15 protein-coding genes and 1 pseudogene are annotated in these 19102 nt (G+C 72.9%); 13 read left to right on the forward strand and 3 right to left on the reverse strand.

Features of this window, described 5'->3' with window-relative positions; all coding sequences use genetic code 11:
- Positions 1 to 256 precede the first annotated feature (256 nt).
- From ACGFZN_RS03525 to ACGFZN_RS03575, 11 genes are all read left to right on the forward strand, one after another.
- Entirely contained in the window at positions 257 to 1375 is a 1119-nt protein-coding gene (locus ACGFZN_RS03525) for an ABC transporter substrate-binding protein (protein ID WP_393856806.1), read from the forward strand.
- 113 nt (positions 1376 to 1488) lie between these two features.
- Positions 1489 to 3114: a sugar ABC transporter ATP-binding protein gene (locus tag ACGFZN_RS03530; protein ID WP_393856807.1), complete on the forward strand. Its 1626-nt coding sequence runs from the start codon at positions 1489 to 1491 to the stop codon at positions 3112 to 3114.
- On the forward strand, positions 3111 to 4076 hold the full coding sequence (locus tag ACGFZN_RS03535; RefSeq protein WP_393856808.1) for an ABC transporter permease: 966 nt from the start codon (positions 3111 to 3113) through the stop codon (positions 4074 to 4076). The genes ACGFZN_RS03530 and ACGFZN_RS03535 overlap by 4 nt, the downstream gene beginning before the upstream one ends.
- Positions 4073 to 5074 (forward strand): ABC transporter permease, encoded by a 1002-nt coding sequence (locus ACGFZN_RS03540; protein ID WP_393856809.1) that lies wholly within the window; start codon positions 4073 to 4075, stop codon positions 5072 to 5074. Before ACGFZN_RS03535 ends, ACGFZN_RS03540 begins: the two co-directional genes overlap by 4 nt.
- 83 nt (positions 5075 to 5157) lie before the next feature.
- Complete coding sequence (locus ACGFZN_RS03545) at positions 5158 to 6183, forward strand: LacI family DNA-binding transcriptional regulator (RefSeq protein ID WP_393857178.1); 1026 nt, start codon at positions 5158 to 5160, stop codon at positions 6181 to 6183.
- Positions 6184 to 6233: 50 nt separating this feature from the next.
- On the forward strand, positions 6234 to 7322 hold the full coding sequence (locus ACGFZN_RS03550; protein WP_393856810.1) for an aldose epimerase family protein: 1089 nt from the start codon (positions 6234 to 6236) through the stop codon (positions 7320 to 7322).
- 149 nt (positions 7323 to 7471) lie between these two features.
- A complete protein-coding gene (locus ACGFZN_RS03555; protein WP_393857179.1) occupies positions 7472 to 10684 on the forward strand; it encodes a TIM-barrel domain-containing protein in 3213 nt (1070 codons plus the stop codon).
- 134 nt (positions 10685 to 10818) lie between these two features.
- On the forward strand, positions 10819 to 11064 hold the full coding sequence (locus tag ACGFZN_RS03560; protein ID WP_393856811.1) for a hypothetical protein: 246 nt from the start codon (positions 10819 to 10821) through the stop codon (positions 11062 to 11064).
- Between the two features lie 237 nt (positions 11065 to 11301).
- A complete protein-coding gene (gene dhaK / locus ACGFZN_RS03565; protein WP_393856812.1) occupies positions 11302 to 12294 on the forward strand; it encodes a dihydroxyacetone kinase subunit DhaK in 993 nt (330 codons plus the stop codon).
- 67 nt (positions 12295 to 12361) lie between these two features.
- Positions 12362 to 12967, forward strand: a complete 606-nt coding sequence (gene dhaL / locus ACGFZN_RS03570; RefSeq protein WP_393856813.1) for a dihydroxyacetone kinase subunit DhaL — start codon at positions 12362 to 12364, stop codon at positions 12965 to 12967.
- Positions 12964 to 13374, forward strand: a complete 411-nt coding sequence (locus ACGFZN_RS03575) for a PTS fructose transporter subunit IIA (RefSeq protein ID WP_330341642.1) — start codon at positions 12964 to 12966, stop codon at positions 13372 to 13374. Before dhaL ends, ACGFZN_RS03575 begins: the two co-directional genes overlap by 4 nt.
- A 56-nt stretch (positions 13375 to 13430) precedes the next feature.
- On the opposite strand, the gene ACGFZN_RS03580 is transcribed toward ACGFZN_RS03575, so the two are convergent.
- Complete coding sequence (locus tag ACGFZN_RS03580; RefSeq protein ID WP_393856814.1) at positions 13431 to 14132, reverse strand: glycoside hydrolase family 75 protein; 702 nt, start codon at positions 14130 to 14132, stop codon at positions 13431 to 13433.
- A gap of 538 nt (positions 14133 to 14670) precedes the next feature.
- On the opposite strand from ACGFZN_RS03580, the pseudogene ACGFZN_RS03585 reads away from it, so the two are divergent.
- Positions 14671 to 15644, forward strand: a pseudogene (locus ACGFZN_RS03585) (fibronectin type III domain-containing protein).
- Positions 15645 to 15860: 216 nt separating this feature from the next.
- Positions 15861 to 16400 carry a hypothetical protein gene (locus ACGFZN_RS03590; protein ID WP_393856815.1) on the forward strand — a complete coding sequence of 180 codons (540 nt, stop codon included), beginning with the start codon at positions 15861 to 15863 and terminating at the stop codon, positions 16398 to 16400.
- 22 nt (positions 16401 to 16422) lie between these two features.
- Here ACGFZN_RS03590 and ACGFZN_RS03595 read toward each other — a convergent pair whose 3' ends face one another.
- The gene (locus tag ACGFZN_RS03595; protein ID WP_393856816.1) at positions 16423 to 16968 is read right to left on the reverse strand and encodes a PadR family transcriptional regulator; all 546 of its coding nucleotides are present in this window, start codon (positions 16966 to 16968) and stop codon (positions 16423 to 16425) included.
- 31 nt (positions 16969 to 16999) lie between these two features.
- Positions 17000 to 19015: an FAD-dependent oxidoreductase gene (locus tag ACGFZN_RS03600; RefSeq protein ID WP_393856817.1), complete on the reverse strand. Its 2016-nt coding sequence runs from the start codon at positions 19013 to 19015 to the stop codon at positions 17000 to 17002.
- Positions 19016 to 19102: the final 87 nt, after the last annotated feature.

Here is a 19102-nt window from a genome sequence, read left to right on the forward strand (position 1 = left end):
CCGCCTGAAGACGGTCCCGGGAGCCGGTCTTTACCCGCGACAGCGGCGTTCACGTGGTCCACGCCCAAGGCGATTGTTGTGAACGTGAACTGACGTATTGACAGGTGCGACGGCCGTCCTCCACTGTGCCTCTACATCGTTGTATGGATGTGTCAGGCCAGGTCGCCCCACAAGCCCGCCCGGCCCGTTCTCCCGCTCTGGCTTCCTCAGAACTTCCCGCACGCTCCGACCGTTTCGACGAGGATGTGATCGGCGCATGTACTCCTTCCTCCGGGCCAAGGCCGTGTCCGCCGCGGTACTGACCGCCGGCCTGTGCCTGGCCGCGACCGCCTGCACCAACTCCGGTGACGACTCTCCCTCTTCCGGCGCCGGCGCGAGCAGCGGCGACAACACCGCGGCCGCCCAGCAGCTCGCCTCCCCCAGCGCTTCCGCCGGTGGCCCTGCGTGCACGTACCAGAGATACGCAGGCGGTGTACCGAAGCTCGACATCACCGACGGCAAGACCGTGGTCGGCTTCTCGCAGTCGGAGTCCACCAGCAACCCCTTCAGGGCCACCGAGACAAAGAGCATCGAGGCGCAGGCCAGGAAGCTCGGCGTCAAACTGATCGAGCGGAACGCCAACGCCGACGTCAACACCCAGAACTCGCAGATCGAGGACATGATCGCGCAGGGCGCCAAGGCCCTGATCGTGGCCCCGGAGAACTCCGACGGCCTCGGCCCCGCGCTGGCCAAGGCCAAGGCGAAGAAGATCCCGGTGCTCACCATCGACCGCACGGTCACCGGCACCGCCTGCACGGACTTCATCGCCTTCATCGGCTCGGACTTCTACGGCCAGGCCCAGACGGCCGCCGACGACCTGGCGGGCGCCACCGGCGGCAGCGCGCAGGTGGCGATCCTCACCGGCAGCCCCGGTAACAACGTCACCACCGACCGGACCAAGGGCTTCGAGGACCGGGTCAAGGCCAAGTACCCGAAGATGAGGATCGTGGCCTCGCAGACCGGCAACTTCGCCCAGACCGACGGACAGAAGGTGATGGAACAGCTGCTCCAGGCGCACCCCGGCATCGACGCGGTCTACGCGGAGAACGACGAGATGGCCCTCGGCGCCATCCAGGCGATCAAGTCCGCCGGGAAGACCCCCGGCAAGGACGTCAGGATCGTCACCATCGACGGCATCTCGCAGATGGTGCAGAACGTCGCCGCCGGCCAGGCCGTCGCCGACATCGAGACCAACCCGCGGTTCGGCCCGCTCGCCTTCCAGTCGCTGCAGGACTTCTACGGCACCAACGGCGTACAGCCCAAGGTGATCATCAAGGACGGTCACTTCACGTCCGCCAACGCCAAGCAGGCCCTCTCCCAGGGCCTGGTGTACTGACCGAGCCACCAGGTCCGGTGGCCGTGAACGGCACACGTCCACGGCCACCGGACCGCCGCACCGGCTGCCGAACAGCGCCCTCGCGTCCGGCGGTTCCGCATGAGGAGGCAGACGTGGTCCAGCAGGACCCCGATCCCCGGGGCGACTTCGTCCTGGAAGTCGCCGGGGTGAACAAGAGCTTCGCCGGCGTGCACGCGCTGCGCGGCGTGGACTTCGCGTTGCGGCCCGCCGAGGTGCACGCGCTCATCGGCGAGAACGGCGCGGGCAAGTCCACTCTGATCAAGGTGATGACCGGCGTCCACCGGCCGGACTCGGGCACCGTGCGGCTGGCGGGCCGCCCCCGCGCCTTCCGCAACCCGCTGGAGGCCCAGGCGGCCGGGATCTCCACCATCTACCAGGAGGTCAACCTCGTCCCCCTGATGTCGGTCGCGCGCAACCTGTACCTCGGCCGCGAGCCACGCCGCTTCGGGCTCGTGGACGTCGCCCGGATGAACCGCGAGGCGACGGGGCTGCTCGGCCGCTACGGCGTGCACGTCGACGTCACCCGCCCGCTGCGCACCCTGGGCCTGGGCGCCCAGCAGATGGTGGCCCTGGCCCGCGCGGTGCAGATCGACGCCCGCGTGGTGATCATGGACGAGCCGACCTCCTCCCTGGAGCCGCGCGAGGTCGACATGCTCTTCTCGGTCATCCGCGGCCTGAAGGAGCAGGGCATCGCGGTGGTCTACGTCAGCCACCGGCTCGACGAGCTGTACGCGATCTGCGACCGCGTCACCGTGATGCGGGACGGCGCGGTCGTGCACACCGGTGCGATGGCCGGACTCGAACGGCTCCGGCTGGTCTCCCTGATGCTCGGCAGGGAGATGTCCGCCGTCCGGGACAAGGGCAGCACCGCCTTCGACACCGAGCGCCACGACCGTCGGGAGGGACAACCCGCCCTGCGGGCAAGGGATCTGTCGGTGCGTCACCGGCTGCACGGCGTCTCGGTGGACATCCGTCCCGGTGAGGTCGTCGGCCTGGGCGGGCTGCTCGGGGCCGGCCGCAGTGAGACCGCCAAGGCGATCGTCGGCGCGCTCGCCACCGAGGGCGGCACCGTGGAGGTCGAGGGGCGGCCGCTGCACCGGCGCAGCCCCGCCGCCGCGATCCGCCACGGCGTGGTGATGCTCCCCGAGGACCGCAAGCTCGAGGGCATCATCCCCAACCTGTCGGTGCGCGAGAACATCTCGCTCGCCGCGCTGCCGCGCCTGTCGCGCGCGGGCCTGGTCTCGCAGGCCAAGCAGGACGAGATCGTCTCGTTCTTCATGAAGCGGCTGCGGATCAAGGCCTCCGGTCCCGAGCAGAAGGTCGGCGACCTGTCCGGCGGCAACCAGCAGAAGGTGCTGCTCGCCCGCTGGCTGTGCCTGAACCCGAAGGTGCTGCTGCTCGACGAGCCGACCCGGGGCATCGACGTCGGCGCCAAGACCGAGGTGCAGGCGCTGATCGACGAACTCGCCGGCGACGGCCTCGGCGTGCTGCTGATCTCCTCCGACCTGGAGGAGCTGATCGAGGGCTCCGACCGCGTGGTGGTCCTCAAGGACGGCCGCGTCGTCGGGCACCTGGCCGAGGGGGAGGTCACCGAGGAGGGCCTGCTCGGCACGCTCGCCTCCGCGTCGCAGGAAGCCGCCCGGGCACGCGCCGGCGGGAAGGAAACCGGCGGGCCCCTGGCGGCCGAGCCGGCACCGGTCGAGGAGAACCAGCGATGACGTCGCTCGTGTGGAGCGGCCCGGTGGCCGACCGGGCCCGGCTGTTGCGCCTGTTGCAGGAGTACGGCGTCTACGCCGCCCTGATCGTGCTGTTCGTCGTGGCCGTCGGCCTGGACACGTCGTTCGTCGAGATGAGCAACCTTCGCGTCCAGCTCTTCCAGCTCGCGCCCACTCTGCTCGTCGCGCTCGGCATGGCCCTGGTCATCGGCACCGAGGGCATCGACCTGTCGGTCGGCGCCGTCATCGCGCTGGCCGCCTCCGTTGTGCCGCTGTACGCCGGGTACGGACTCGGCGGGGTCCTCCTCGTCGCCCTCCTGATCGGCGCGACCTCGGGCGCGGTCGGCGGCGCGATGGTCGCCTTCGCCCGTATCCAGCCCATCGTGGCCACCCTGTCGCTGATGATCGGCGTGCGGGGCCTGGCCGAGATCATCAACGGCAACTCCGCCAAGCCCGTGACCCAGTCCGGCGTCCTCGGCCTCGGCTCGCGCGTCATCGGCGGGCTGCCCGAGATGGCGTGGCTCGCCGCGGTGTGCGCGCTGCTCACCGGTCTGCTGGTGCGCCGCACGACCTTCGGCAGACAGCTGGTGGCCGTCGGCGACAACCGGCAGGCCGCGTGGCTGTCCGGGCTGCCCGTACGGCGCGTGCTGATCACCGTGTACGTGGTCTCGGGAGTGCTGGCGGCGCTGGCCGGTGTGCTCGTCGTCGGCCACGGCGCCGAGGCCGATCCGGCCAACCAGGGCCTGAACATGGAGCTCAACGCCATCACCGCGGTGGTCGTCGGCGGCACCCCGCTGTCGGGAGGCCGGGTGCGGGTGCTCGGGACCGTCGCGGGAGCGCTGTTCATGCAGCTGATCACCGCGGTGCTCACCCAGCACAACGTGCACACGTCGTACACCCAGATCGTCGAGGCGGCCATCATCTGCTGCGCCGTGTACGCCTCCCAGGAGCGTGGTACCCGATGACCTCCACCGTCCCGGTCACCGCGGGCGCCGAAGCGGACGCACCGCGCCTCACCCTCGGCGAGCGGATCGCCCCGCAGATCCAGCGGCGCGGCGCCCTGGCCGTGCTGGTGCTGGTGGGCGTCATCGCATCCGCGACCTCCTCCACCTTCCCGACCTGGTCCAACGTCAGCAGCATCCTGGGCAACAACGCGTTCGTGTGGCTGCTGGCCCTCGGCATGACCTTCGTCATCATCACGGGCGGCATCGACCTGTCCGTCGGCTCCATGTACGCGCTCGGCGGAGTGCTCGGGGCCTACGGCTCCACCCACGGCACATGGCTCGCGATCCTGCTGCCCCTGGCCGTCGGCGCCGCCTGGGGTGCCGTGCAGGGACTGCTCGTCGCCCGGGCCCGCATGGCGCCGTTCATCGTCAGCCTGGTCGGGCTGCTCGGGCTGCGCGGCCTGATGCAGGCCGTCACCGACGAGGGCGCGACCACCTATCTGGTGCCGCAGCACTCCGCCTTCCGCTCCCTCGGCGCGGGCACCTGGACCCCGGTGCTGATCGTGGCCGTGTTCTTCGCCCTGGGCGCGCTGCTGCTGACCCGGACCGGCTTCGGCGCCGCCCTCACCGCGATCGGCGGCAACGAGAACGCGGCACTGCTGCTGGGGCTGCCGGTGGCCCGCGCCAAGGTGCTGGTCTACGTGCTCTCGGGCACCCTGGCCGCGACGGCCGGCGCACTCGGCGGCGCGCGCCTGGGCTCCGGCGTGACCACGATCGGCGTCGGCTACGAACTGACCGCCATCGCCTCGGTCGTCATCGGGGGCACCCTGCTCACCGGAGGCAGCGGCTCGGTCGGCGGCACCGTCAGCGGCGTGCTGCTGCTCGCGGTCATCCACAACCTCATCGACCACTACTTCTCCCAGTACGGCTCCGCCTTCACCGACACGGTCAACGGCGCCTTCCTGGCTGTGGTAGTCCTGATGCAGGCCCTGCTCAGCCGCACCCAGCAGCTGGAATGAGCACGCGCCGCCGCTTCCGGCCCGGGCACGGCCGCCGGGCGTACGGCCGCAACCACCCCTCCGCTCTTCGAGAAAGGATCGCCGTGGGCGTCAGCCTGAAGGATGTCGCGCTGCGCGCCGGCGTGTCGGTGAAGACCGTCTCGAACGTCGTCAACGACTACCCGCACGTGACCCCCCGCACCCGTGAGCGGGTCCAGCGCGCCATCGACGAGCTGGGCTACCGGCCGAACCTGACGGCACGTCATCTCCGCAAGGGCCGCACCGGCCTGATCACCCTGGCCATTCCGGAACTGGGCAACCCCTACTTCGCGGAAGTGGCCGGGGCGGTCATCGACGCCGCCGCCCGGCACGACCTCACGGTGCTGCTCGACCACACCGCCGGGCTGCGGGAGCGGGAGCTGCTGGTCTCGCAGGGGTTCCGCTCGCACGTCATCGACGGCCTGATCCTCAGCCCGATCCAGCTCGAGCACACGGACCTGCTGGACCGGCCCGAGGGTCCGCCCATGGTGCTGCTGGGCGAGCGCGAGTACGAGGGCCCGCACGACCACATCATGATCGACAATGTGGGCGCGGCGCGGATCGCGGTGCGTCATCTGCTCGACCTCGGCCGGCGCCGGGTGGCCTTCCTCGGCGCCCGCCGCGAGAGCGCCCGCCAGCCCGCGCACCTGCGCCTGCGCGGCTGGCGGGAGGCCATCACCGCGGCCGGTCTGGTCCCCGACGAGTCCCTGGTGGTGGCCACCGAGGGCTACGACCGGGCGGACGGCGCAGCCGCGATGGCCTTCCTGCTCGACCGGGACGAGCGTCCCGACGCCGTCTTCGCCTACAACGACCTGATCGCGCTCGGCGCCATGCGCACCCTGGTCGAACGCGGCCTGCGGGTGCCCGACGACATCGCGGTCGTCGGCTTCGACGACATCGAGGAGGGCCGCTACGGCGCGGTGTCGCTGAGCACCGTCGCGCCCGACAAGGCCGGACTCGCCCGCCTCGCCGTCGACTGTCTGGTGGAGCGCATCGCCGCCCGGGGAACGGAGACGCCGCCGGCGCCCCGCCTGATCCAGCCCGGCTACCGGCTGATCGTGCGCGAGTCCACCGCGGTCCGCAGGGCCTGACCGGACACCGCCCGCGCGCCGCCGTACACCTCCGACGACCGAGGACGAGGATGCCGACACCCCGCTGCACCCTGACCGGCTCACCGTACGGCACCGCGCCCGACGGCACGGCGGTGCACCGCTGGCGGCTTCACTCCCCCAGCGGCGTCAGCGCCGACGTGCTCACCTACGGAGGCACCCTGGCCCGCCTGCGGGTGCCGGCGCCGTCCGGAGACGTCGGCGACGTCGTGCTCGGCCTGCCCGGCATGGCCGCCTACGGCGCCGCCCATCCGTACCTCGGCGCGCTCGTCGGCCGGTACGCCAACCGCATCGCCGGCGGTGCGTTCACCCTCGACGGACGGCCCCATCGGGTGCCCGTCACCGACCGCGGCCACGCGCTGCACGGCGGCCCCGACGGCTTCCACCGGCGGGTCTGGCAGGGCGGCCCGGCCGGCGACGGCGCCGGGCCGGCCACCCTGAGCCTGCGACTGCGCAGCCCCGACGGCGACATGGGCTTTCCCGGCGCCCTGGACGTCGAGGTCACCTACAGCCTGGACCGCCGCGGCACCCTCGCCGTCGCGTACCGGGCCCGCACCGACCGCGCGACCGTGGTGAACCTCACCAACCACTCCTACTTCAACCTCGCCGGCGCCGGCCGCGGCGACGTGCTCGGCCACACCCTCCGGCTGGACTCGGACGCGTACCTGCCGGTGACCGCCGAGGCGATCCCGCTCGGCCCGCCCGCGCCCACCGCGGGCACCGCCTTCGACTTCCGTACCGCCCGCCCGATCGGGGACCGGATCACCGAAAAGGACCCGCAGCTGAGCGACGCCGGAGGGTACGACCACTGCTGGGTGCTCGCCCCCGCCGCACGCCCGGGCGCGTTGCGCCGCGCCGCCTGTCTGGCCGACCCCGGCAGCGGCCGGCGGATGGAGGTGTGGACCACCGAGCCGGGCATCCAGGTCTACACCGGCAACACCCTGGACGGATCGCTTCCGGGATCCGGCGCCGCACCGTACGAGCGCCATGGCGCCGTGTGTCTGGAGACCCAGCACTTCCCCGACTCGCCGAACCGGCCGGAGTACCCGAGCACGGTCCTGCGCCCGGGCCAGGAGTACCGCAGCCGCACCGAGTTCCGCTTTCCGCACCTGACGGCCTGAGCCCGTCGGCTGCTGGGCGGTTCAGCAGCAGCCCGTCAACCGACCGAGGAAGGAACGGAGTTGACATGACAGTCGTACCGAGGAGACGACGGCGCAGAACGCCGCGGCGTCAGGTGGGCGCGGCCGCGGCGCTGGCCGTGGCCGCCGCCATGACGCTGGCGGGCACCGGTCCCGCCGCGGCCGGCGAGGCCCGGCAGGGCCACCGCATCCCGACCGTGACCTCCGGCGGCGCCCGCTTCGAGGTTCTCTCGCCGACGCTGATCCGCACCGAATACGCGGGCGACCACCGCTTCACCGACGATCCCACGTTCAACGCGATCGGCCGCGACGGCTTCGCCCCGGCCTCCTACAACGCCGAGACCTCCGACGGCTGGCTGACCATCACCACGAGCGCGCTGACCCTGCGCTACCGGGTCGGCTCCGGCCCGTTCGACGCCCGGAACCTCTCGGTGCGCCTGAAGGCGGGCGACACCCCGGTGACCGCCGCCCCCTGGCAGCGGCTGACCTGCGGGCCGGGCGATCTGTGCGAGGCGGAGAACCTCCGGCTCGACGGCGTGTCCGTGGCCTCCGACCACACCGGCCACACCGGCACCGGCTTCGCCGCGGGATTCACGGCGACGGGCAGTTCGGCGTCCGCCGACATCGATGTCAAGGACGCGGGGACCTACGACTTCGCCCTGCGGTACGCCAATTCCCTCGGGGGCGACGGCAAGGACGAGACCCGGACACTGACCCTGTCGGTCGACGGCGGCGCGCGGCAGACGGTGACGCTGCCCACCACCGGGAACTGGGACACCTGGAAGCTCGCCACCGCGAGTCTCGCGCTCGGCGCGGGCCACCACACGATCGCGCTGACCCGCACCGCCGCGGACAGCGGGAACGTCAACGTCGACAGCGTCGCCCTGATACGCCCCGGCGAGCCGTACCCGCCGGTGTCCCGCACGGCGATCACCGACTGCCTGCTCGGCGTGAGCTGCGAGGCGGAGGCCGGCCGGATCGCCGGCACCGCCACCAGTGCCACCGACCACCAGGGCTACGCGGGCGTCGGCTTCGTGGCCGAGCTGAACCAGGGAGCGGGCCTGACCACCCATCTGGTCGGGGTGCCCGCCGACGGCACCTACACCCTGCGGGTGCGCTACGCCAACGGCACCGGCGGCGACGGCCTGCACCAGACCCGCACCGCCTCGGTGGCCGCGGGCACCGCCACCGGCACACTGACGCTGCCCGCGACGAAGGACTGGGACGACTGGCAGACCGCCTCCGTGCCGGTCGCCCTGAAGGCGGGCGAGGACGACATCACCCTGGGCTGCCCAGACCCGGCGAGCTGCCACGTCAACCTGGACACCGTCTCCGTGACGCCCGCCGGCGCCGCGGCCCCGCAGCCGCACCTCGCGCTCGGCGGCTACCGCCGCGGCCTGGACGGGGTGTCCGGCAACGGTGCCGCCCCCGCGACCACCCCCGGCCTGCTCCACAGGGACGGCTGGTACCTGCTGGACGACACCCCGTCGGCGCTGTACGACACCGCGACGCAGAAGGTGGCACCACGTCCCTCGCACGGCGGCGAGCCGTACCAGGACGGCTACCTCTTCGGTTTCGGCCACGACTACAAGCAGGGCCTCACCGACCTCGCCACCCTGACCGGTCCGCCCGCGCTGCTGCCCTCCTGGGCGTACGGCGTGTGGTACTCGGAGTACATCGACCGCACCGCGGCCGACTACGAGAACACCATCCTGCCCGCCTTCCGGTCCGAAGGCGTCCCGCTGGACGTGCTGGTGACCGACACGGACTTCAAGGCCGTGAACAACTGGAGCGGCTGGGAGATGGACCCGGCCAGGTTCCCCGATCCGAAGGGGTTCTTCGACTGGTCGGCCGCGCAGGGCCTGCACAACACGCTCAACGTGCACCCCAGCATCCTCGCCTCCGACCCCCAGTTCGCCCAGGCGCAGGCCACGGCCAAGGGCAAGCTGACGAAGGGGGGTTGCGCCGGGGGCGCCTCGGTGGAGAACAACTGCTACACCTTCGACTTCGGCGACCCCGACCAGCTCAAGGCCTATCTGGACCTGCACCGCACCATGGACGAGCAGGGCAACGACTTCTGGTGGCTCGACTGGTGCTGCGACTCCTCGCAGTCCTCCCTGCCGGGCGTGACGCCGGACGCCTGGATCAACCAGCAGTACGCCGCGCTCACCGGCAGGACCCTCGGCCGCGGCTTCGTCCTCTCGCGCGCCTACGGCTCCCTGCAGGCCGGCGGCTACAGCGGCCAGCAGGCGCTGCCGACCGGCCCCTGGGCGGACAAGCGCACCACCGTGCACTTCACCGGAGACACCTCCTCCACCTGGGGAGCCCTGAAACTGGAGGTCGGCTACACCCCGGGCGAGTCGGCCGCGACCGGCATGGCCGCCATCACCCATGACATCGGCGGCCACAACGACACGACAGGACTGACCGGTTCGGAGACCTACACCGACGGCGGGCAGACCCGCACCACGCACAAGCTGCCCGACGACATGTACGCCCGCTGGGTGCAGTTCGGCGCCTTCCAGCCGATCGACCGCCTGCACAGCAACCACAGCGACCGGCTGCCCTGGCAGTACGGCGCCGAGGCGCGCAGGTCCGCCGACCGGTTCCTCAACCTCCGCGAGAACCTGGTGCCGTACACCTACTCGCTGGCCGAGGAGGCGAACCGCACCGGCGTGCCGATCGTCCGCCCCACCTACCTGGAGTACCCGGAGCAGGCCCAGGCGTACGCCAGCGCGGGCAGCGAGTACTTCTACGGCCCGGACGTCCTGGTCGCGCCGGTCACGACGCCGGGGACGACCGCGACCACCTCGGTGTGGTTCCCGCCCGGCCGGTGGACCGACTACTTCACCGGCAGGACCTACGACGGCGGCACCACCCAGGACGTCACCACCGGCCTGGACACCATGCCCGTGTTCGTGAAGGCCGGCGGCATCGTGCCGACCCGCACCCACGACGTCCCCAGCGACGACAAGGCGAAGCCGACCGACATCACCCTGACCGTCGCCACCGGCGCGCCGGGGTCGTACCGCCTGTACGAGGACGACGGGACCACCGCGCGGAAGGGGCACAGCGCCACGACGACCGTCCGGTACGGCCGCAGCGGCGCGCGGCACACCGTGTCGATCGGCCCGGCGCGGGGCTCCTTCCCCGGCCAGGTGAGCAGCCGCCGGTGGACCCTCACCCTGCTGGGGATGTCCCACGCCCCCGCCGAGGTCACCGCCTCCGGCGTCCGGCTGGCCGCGTCCGACTACCGCTGGAACAGCGCCACCGGGACGCTCACGGTCACCCTGCCCCCGCACAGCGTCCGCACGCCGGTCACCGTGACCTGGCAGGAGGAGTAAGCGGCGCACACCCACGGTCGGGCCTCGAGCCCGGATGGCCGCCCCGATGAGCGTGCCCGGGCATGTCGATCTAGCCTCCGAAATGAGCGCTGGTGGATCTTCCCGTGGTGCGCTCACCGGCTGAAGGAGAATACATGCGCAAGCTTGGCAAGGCGGCCGTCGCGGCCGCCGTCATCGGTGGTGTCAGTCTTATGGGCGTCGGACCTGCCTCCGCCGCGGCCCCCAGCGGGGGGCACGGCGGCGGATGCCGGTCGCATGACTTCAACATCGACATCCTCGGTGAGGTGGGCATCGCCAACGGTCTGGGCGGAAACCTGCTGAACGGCGAGGGCAGTCCGGGTGCTCAGATCACCGACATCGGCTCCGATTGCGGTCGATAGCCGTCTGGTGTGGGAGTGCCGAAGGCCCCGGACCGGGATCGGTCCGGGGCCCTTCGCCCGTTCCGGGCCGGGGAGTTTCGCCGGCTGCGGGCGACAACGGCACACCGTCACAGGTGACCTTCGCTGCCACAAGGTCGATACTGCCCATAGACGGGACGGGCGGCCTGCCCCTCGCCCCATCGTCGACCTGCGAAGACGCAAGTCGTGGGCCAAGTGCCGACTCGCGAGGAGAACCCCATGAGGATGCTGATCAACGTGCCGGAGACCGTCGTGGCCGACGCGCTGCGCGGGATGGCGGCGGCGTATCCGGATCTGACCGTGGACGTGGAGCACCGGGTGATCGTCCGCCGGGACGCTCCGGTGGCGGGGCAGGTCGCGCTGGTCTCCGGTGGCGGGTCGGGGCACGAGCCGCTGCACGGCGGGTTCGTCGGCCCCGGCATGCTGTCGGCCGCCTGCCCCGGAGAGGTCTTCACCTCACCGGTGCCGGACCAGATGGTGCGCGCCGCGGCGGCCGTGGACAGCGGCGCGGGCGTGCTGTTCGTCGTGAAGAACTACACCGGCGACGTGCTCAACTTCGACATGGCGGCCGAACTGGCCGAGGACGAGGGCATCCAGGTGGCCAAGGTGCTCGTCGACGACGACGTGGCGGTCACCGACAGCCTGTACACGGCCGGCCGGCGCGGTACCGGCGCCACCCTGTTCGTGGAGAAGATCGCCGGTGCCGCCGCGGCCGAGGGGCAGCCCCTGGAGCGCGTGGAGTCGATCGGGCGTCAGGTGAACGCCAACTCCCGGAGCTTCGGTGTCGCGCTCAGTGCCTGTACGACGCCGGCGAAGGGCTCCACCACCTTCGATCTCCCGGACGGCGAACTGGAGTTGGGCATCGGCATCCACGGCGAGCCGGGCCGGGAGCGGCGGCCGATGATGACCTCCGGGGAGATCGCCGACTTCGCGGTGAACGCGATCCTGGAGGACATGCCGCCGCGCAGCCCCGTCCTCGTGCTGGTCAACGGCATGGGCGCCACCCCGCTGCTGGAGCTGTACGGCTTCAACGCCGAGGTGCAGCGGGTGCTGCGCGAGCGCGGGGTCGCGGTGGCCCGCACGCTCGTCGGCAACTACGTCACCTCCCTGGACATGGCGGGCGCCTCGGTGACGCTCTGCCAGGCCGACGAGGAACTGCTGCGCCTGTGGGACGCGCCGGTGCGCACGCCCGCGCTGCGGTGGGGGATGTGATACGGCCGACGAGGCGACCACATCCCGCAGCACGGCGCTCAACTTCCCTACCCCGCAAGGAGATCCAGTGCTCGACGCCGACTTCTTCCGCCGTTGGATGGCGGCGACCGCCGCGTCCGTGAACCGCGAGGCGGACCGGCTCACCGACCTCGACTCGGCCATCGGCGACGCCGACCACGGCAGCAATCTGCAGCGCGGCTTCACGGCCGTGCAGACCGCCCTGGAGAAGGAGGCGCCGGACACCCCCGGCGCGGTCCTGGTCCTGGCCGGGCGGCAGCTCATCTCCACGGTGGGCGGCGCGTCCGGTCCGCTGTACGGCACCCTGCTGCGCCGGACCGGCAAGGCGCTGGGCGATGCCGCCGAGGTCGGCGAGGAGCAGCTGGCCGAGGCGCTGCGCGCCGGCGTGGACGGGGTGATGGCGCTCGGCGGCGCCGCCCCCGGCGACAAGACCATGATCGACGCCCTGCTGCCGGCCGTGGACGCGCTCGGCGACGGCTTCGCGGCCGCACGGGCCGCCGCCGAGGAGGGTGCGGTGGCCACCACTCCGCTGCAGGCACGCAAGGGCCGGGCCAGTTACCTCGGCGAGCGCAGCATCGGGCACCAGGATCCGGGCGCGACCTCCTCGGCGCTGCTCGTCGCCGCGCTCGAAGAGGCGGCGGAGGGCGGCCGGTGAGCGACGAGAAGGTGGTGGGGATCGTGCTGGTGTCGCACAGCGCGGAGGTGGCCGCCTCGGTCGCCGAACTGGCCAAGGGCCTGGCGGGCGGGGCGCCCGCCGTGCCGGTGGCCCCGGCGGGCGGCACCGAGGGCGGCGGGCTCGGCACCAGTGCCGAGCTGGTCTCCGCCGCGGCGGCCTCGGTCGACCGGGGGGCCGGGGTGGCGGTGCTCACCGACCTCGGCAGCGCCGTGCTCACCGTGAAGGCGCTGATCGCCGAGGGCGACGAACTGCCGGACGGGACCCGGCTGGTGGACGCCCCGTTCGTCGAGGGCGCCGTGGCGGCGGTGGTCACGGCCGCCGCGGGCGCCGATCTCGACGCGGTGGAGGCCGCGGCGAAGGAGGCCTACGGCTACCGCAAGGTGTGAGGCCGCCGCGAGTGTGCGGCCGCCGCGAGGTGTGCGGCGGCCGTGGGGCCGGCCGGTCATCTGTTCGCGACGAACAGCCTGGCCAGCCGCGTTCCCGCGGCCACCGCGGCCGCGTGGTCCTGGATGCGCGCCACCCGGGAGTTCTTGAAGACGACGTAGGTGACGCCGGAGGGTGTCCCGCCGGCGCGCGGGTCGGCCCCGATGCCGAGGCCCCGGGCGGTGGCGTAGGACGCCTCGCCGATGATGTCGCGCGGGCCGGTGTCGCCGACCACGGCGTACTGCACCCGGTCCTGGTAGATCACGGCGGCGACGGAACCGCCCCGCACACCGTGCGCGCCGGGGTTCCAGATGCGGCTCGGGGCCGGGACGACGATGTAGGGCAGGGCGGCGGCGTTCAGCTGGCGGCCGTCGGACTGCTGATAGGCGGTCGTGGCGGCGAACTGCGGGTCGGTGCGCCGGTTGCAGCGGGCGGTGGGCCGTCCGTCGCAGTCGACGTCCAGGTCGGCCTGCCAGAAGACGGCGCCCCTGGTGTCGCAGACGGGCACGGTCGCCGGGCCAGCCGCGTCGGTGCGGTACCGGCCGTGCGAGATCCGGTGGCACTCGCCCAGCCGGGCCAGCAGGTCGCCGGCTGCCACGGCGCCCTCGCTGTGGGCCGCGGGATGCGTCCGCGACAGAACGGCCACGGCCGGGTCGGGCAGCGTGGCCGGGGCGAGCAGCGAGGCGCCGATCATGGCCGGCGTCAGCAACGGGACAAGCACGATGAGGGACCCTCTCGTCGGGGACGGGGCGGACGTCCGGCCGCTTCGCGCCCGGACGTCGAGCACACTTTGGTGCGGGTTCGCACCCGTGAACGCCCCGGCCGCACCTCGAGGGGGCCGGATGGAGCACCTTCTGACCACCCGTGAGGGACATCGCCCGCAGACGGCGGTGACGGCGACGGCAGGGGCCGGGGATCCGGGCCGGGACCGGTCCGGATCCCCCGGCCGCCCGCGTCGGCGCGGGATCGGCGACGACAGCGTGTCCGCGCCACAGGCATGAACTTCCCTGCCCTCGCGGGGAGTTCAGCCCCAGGGAGCCTCAGCATACGTAACCCTCCGGCCCGGTCACCAACGCGGGCCCCGCAGCGGTCACTCACCTGGACCGCCGTCGGTCACCTGCCTGGAGCCCAGGCGTCACCCACAGGAACCAGCGGGGCTGCGCACGGCCGCCCTCTTGCCCTCGCCGCACCGGCCCCGCCATATTGGTCCGGACCTTTGCGTGAGGTGCCGATGCCGCCGTCCCCCAGGAGGCAGAGCCGTGCGACGCGTTCCCTGGCCGCTCGTGCCGGCCCTCGGGGTCCTGCTGCTGGTCGCGGCCTGCGGCTGGGGCCAGGCCGGCGAAGGCGACGAAGGGCGGGCGCCCGGCGCGCCGGCCGGGGTCACCGCGCAGGCGGGCAGCGCCACCAGCGTGCACGTGATGTGGAACGCGGTGCCGGACAGCACGCGTATCCGCGCCTACGAGGTCTATCGCGGCACCACGAAGGCTCAGGACGTGCCGGGTTCGCAGCACATGGTGGACGTCACCAGGCTCAGGCCGTCCACCCTGTACTCCTTCACCGTGCGGGCCCGGGACACCGAAGGGCGGCTCGGCCCGCCGAGCCGGGTGGTGCGCGCACGGACACCGGCCCTCACGGCGGCGGACCGCTCGGCGCCGGCCCGGCCCGCCGCTCCCGCCGGGCGGGTGCTCGGCGCCCGGGAGGTCCAGCTGTCGTGGGGTGCGTCCCGGGACGACCGGGGCGTGGTGTCGTACGAGATCTGGCAGGGCGGGGCGAAGATCCACAGCGTGGGCGGGGACCAGACCGCGGCCGTGGTCACCGGGCTGCGTCCCGGCACCGCGTACGTCTTCACGGTGCGGGCCCGGGACGCCGCCGACAACCTCTCCCCCGCGAGCGCACCGGTCCGCCTCACCACGCCGGGCACCGACGACGGCCGGGACACCGCGCCCACCGGCTTCACCGCGCGCACCCACCGCTCCGGCGGGGCGTACTACATCGACCTGGCCTGGGACCCGCCGCGCACGGACGGCGTCATCACCGAGTACCAGATCCAGCTGGACGGCACCACGACGACCTCGCTGGTCTGGGGCGGCACTCCCCCTCACGGCCGCGCGGCCTACAGCTTCTACGCCGGCCGGGCCGCGGGAGAGCGCCACCCGTACGGCTGCGGGCCAGGCTTCCCGACGGCACCTGGGGCGGCTGGACCCCGCAACGCACCACGACGACAGGCAGCTGACGCGCCCGCGCTTCCCCACGCCGAGCGCCCCCCGCAGGGGCGGCCAGGCGCGAACGCCCCTGCGCCGGGCGGAGGACACGGCCACCCGGCCGGCCCTCTCCCGCGTGCGCGCGCGCCGGGGCCCGCGTTTGCTGCTGACCAGGCAGCACGGACGTCTCCCGGCCCCCGGCGGCGCGGCGGACGTCCCGCCGACCGCGCCCCCCGAAAGGCCAGCCCATGCACACCTCGCGCCTCCTCCTCCGCTCCGGCCCCGCCCTGGCGGCCGCCGCCGTGCTCCCGGTCGCCCTCGCCGGACCGTCCGCCGCGGCCCCGGGCATCTCCGCCAGCGCCACCGGATCCACCGTCTCGGTGGTCACCAGCGCATGCTCCGAGATCAACGGCAGCTGGGGCACGGCGGCCCTCCTCACCGCCAGGCAGAGCACCATGGCCCAGGGCCGGCAGGCGCCGCTGGCGGGCACGGCCGTCCGTCAGACCGCGGCGTGGAAGGGGGTGCGCCCGGGGACGTACACCGTGGTCGTGGTCTGCTCCGACGGCAGCGCGGCGGGCAGCCAGGCGGTGGTCGTCTCCTCCGGCGCGAAGCCGAAGAACGCGGCGACTGCCTCGCCGGCGCCCGCCCGGGGCGTGCTGAGCAGTCTGGGTGGAGCCGCCCGGCACTACGGCCCGCTGACGCTGGGCGTCGGCGCCGCCGCCGTGGGCACCGCGATCGTCGCCGCGGGCTGGTACCTGCGCCGGCGCGCCAAGCCGTACCGGCTCTGAGTCACCGGCCGCGCACCCCGGCTCAGCCGTCTCCGGGCAGTTCGGCGAACTCCGCCAGCGCCTGGCCGAGCCACCGGGTCCAGAAGGTCTCCACCTCGATCCCGGCCCGCAGCACGAGGTGGCGCAGCCGGTCCTCGGGGGCGTCCCGGCCGGGCGGGAAGTCCCGCTTCTCGATCTCCTCGTACTCGGCCAACTGCCGCCGGTGCAGCTCCAGATGGCGGTGCAGGTCCGCCTCCAGGCCGGCCGTGCCGACGACCGCCGCGGCGCGCAGCCGGAGCAGGAGGGCGTCCCGCATCGGCTTGGGGTCCTGCGCGGCGGCGGTCCAGCGGGCGAGTTCGGCGCGGCCCGCGGGCAGGACCTCGTAGCTCTTGCGCTGCCCGCGGGCCGGCGCCTCGGCCGGCAGGGTGCGGATGAGGCCCTCGGCCTCCAGCCTGCCCAGCTCCCGGTAGATCTGCTGGTGCGTCGCGGACCAGAAGTAGCCGATCGACTTGTCGAACCGGCGCGTCAGTTCCAGTCCCGACGACGGCTTCTCCAGCAGGGCCGTCAGGATCGCGTGCGGGAGTGACATGGCCTCATCCTAGGGATCGCCGCGCGGCGCCCTACAGCGCCGCCGCCAGCTCCGTGCCCTGCTTGACGGCCCGCTTGGCGTCCAGTTCGGCCGCGACGTCCGCGCCGCCGATCAGATGGACGCTGCGCCCGGCGGCGGCCAGCTCGTCGTACAGGTCGCGGCGCGGCTCCTGGCCGGTGCACAGCACCACGGTGTCGACCTCGAGGACCGTGCTCTCCCCGCCGACGGTGATGTGCAGGCCGGCATCGTCGATCCGGTCGTAGCGCACGCCCGGGACCATGGTGACGCCGCGGTGCTTGAGCTCGGTGCGGTGGATCCAGCCGGTGGTCTTGCCGAGGCCGGCGCCGACCTTGCTGGTCTTGCGCTGGAGCAGGTGCACCTGGCGGGGCGGGGCGGGCCGCTGCGGCGCGGCGAGGCCGCCCGGCGCCCGGTAGTCCATGTCGACGCCCCAGGCGCGGAAGTACGCCGCGGGGTCCTCGCTCGCCTTGTCGCCGCCGTCGGTGAGGTATTCGGCGACGTCGAAGCCGATGCCGCCGGCGCCGAGGATGGCGACCCGCTCGCCGACGGGGGCGTGGTCGCGCAGCACGTCGAGATAGCCGACGACGCGGGGGTGGTCTACGCCGGGGATGTCCGGGACGCGCGGGGTGACGCCGGTGGCGACGACCACCTCGTCGTAGCCCTCCACGGTCTCCGCGGTGACGCGGGTGCCGAGGCGTACGTCGACGCCGTGCGCGTCGAGCTGGTGGCGGAAGTAGCGCAGCGTCTCGTCGAACTCCTGCTTGCCGGGGACCTTGCGGGCGACGTTGAGCTGCCCGCCGATCTCGCTTGCGGCGTCGAAGAGGGTGACGTCGTGGCCGCGTTCGGCGGCGCCGACCGCGCAGGCGAGGCCGGCCGGGCCGGCGCCGACGACGGCGACGCGCTTCTTCAGCCGGGTCGGGGCGAGCACCAGCTCGGTCTCGTGGCAGGCGCGCGGGTTGACCAGGCAGGAGGTGATCTGGCCGCTGAAGGTGTGGTCGAGGCAGGCCTGGTTGCAGCCGATGCAGGTGTTGATGGCCTCGGGCGTCCCCGCGACGGCCTTGGCGACGAAGTCGGGGTCGGCGAGCATCGGACGGGCCATCGACACCATGTCCGCGTAGCCGCCGGCCAGCAACTCCTCCGCCAGTTCGGGGGTGTTGATGCGGTTGGTGGTCACCAGCGGCACGGACACCTCGCCCATGAGCTTCTTGGTGACCCAGGTGTAGGCGCCGCGCGGCACGGAGGTGGCGATGGTCGGGATGCGGGCCTCGTGCCAGCCGATGCCGGTGTTGATGATCGTGGCGCCGGCGGCCTGGACGGCCTTGGCGAGGGTGATCACCTCGTCCAGCGAGGAGCCGCCCGGGACCAGGTCCAGCATGGAGAGCCGGTAGATGACGATGAAGTCCTCGCCGACGGCCTCGCGGACCCGCTTGACGATCTCGACGGGGAAGCGCATCCGGTTCTCGTACGAGCCGCCCCAGCGGTCGGTGCGGTGGTTGGTCTGCGCGGTGATGAACTCGTTGATCAGGTACCCCTCGGAGCCCATGATCTCCACGCCGTCGTAGCCGGCCCGCCGGGCGAGGCGGGCGGCGCGTGCGTAGTCGCCGATGGTCCGCTCGACGTCCGCGTCGCTCATCTCGCGCGGCACGAAGGGGCTGATCGGCGCCTGCAGCGGGCTGGGCGCGACCAGGTCCTGGTGGTAGGCGTACCGGCCGAAGTGCAGGATCTGCATCGCGATCCGGCCGCCCTCGCGGTGCACGGCCTCGGTGACGGTCCTGTGCTGCTCGGCCTCCGCCTCGGTGGTGAGCCTCGCGCCGCCCTCGTACGGCCGCCCCTCGTCGTTGGGCGCGATACCGCCGGTGACGATGAGGCCCACCCCGCCGCGGGCGCGGGCCGCGTAGAACGCCGCCATCCGCTCGAAGCCGCGCTCGGCCTCCTCCAGGCCGACGTGCATGGAGCCCATCAGCACACGGTTGGGCAGTGTGGTGAAGCCCAGGTCGAGCGGGGTCAGCAGATGCGGGTAACGGCTCATCGGGCCCTCCGTGCGCGGTGTCGTCGCCTCTTGTTGTAGAGGACGGGCGCAGCATTGTGCAACTAGTTGCACAATCGCCGGAGGGTG

It is taken from the genome of Streptomyces sp. NPDC048192 (genome assembly GCF_043202415.1).
In the GTDB taxonomy this organism is placed as follows: domain Bacteria; phylum Actinomycetota; class Actinomycetes; order Streptomycetales; family Streptomycetaceae; genus Streptomyces.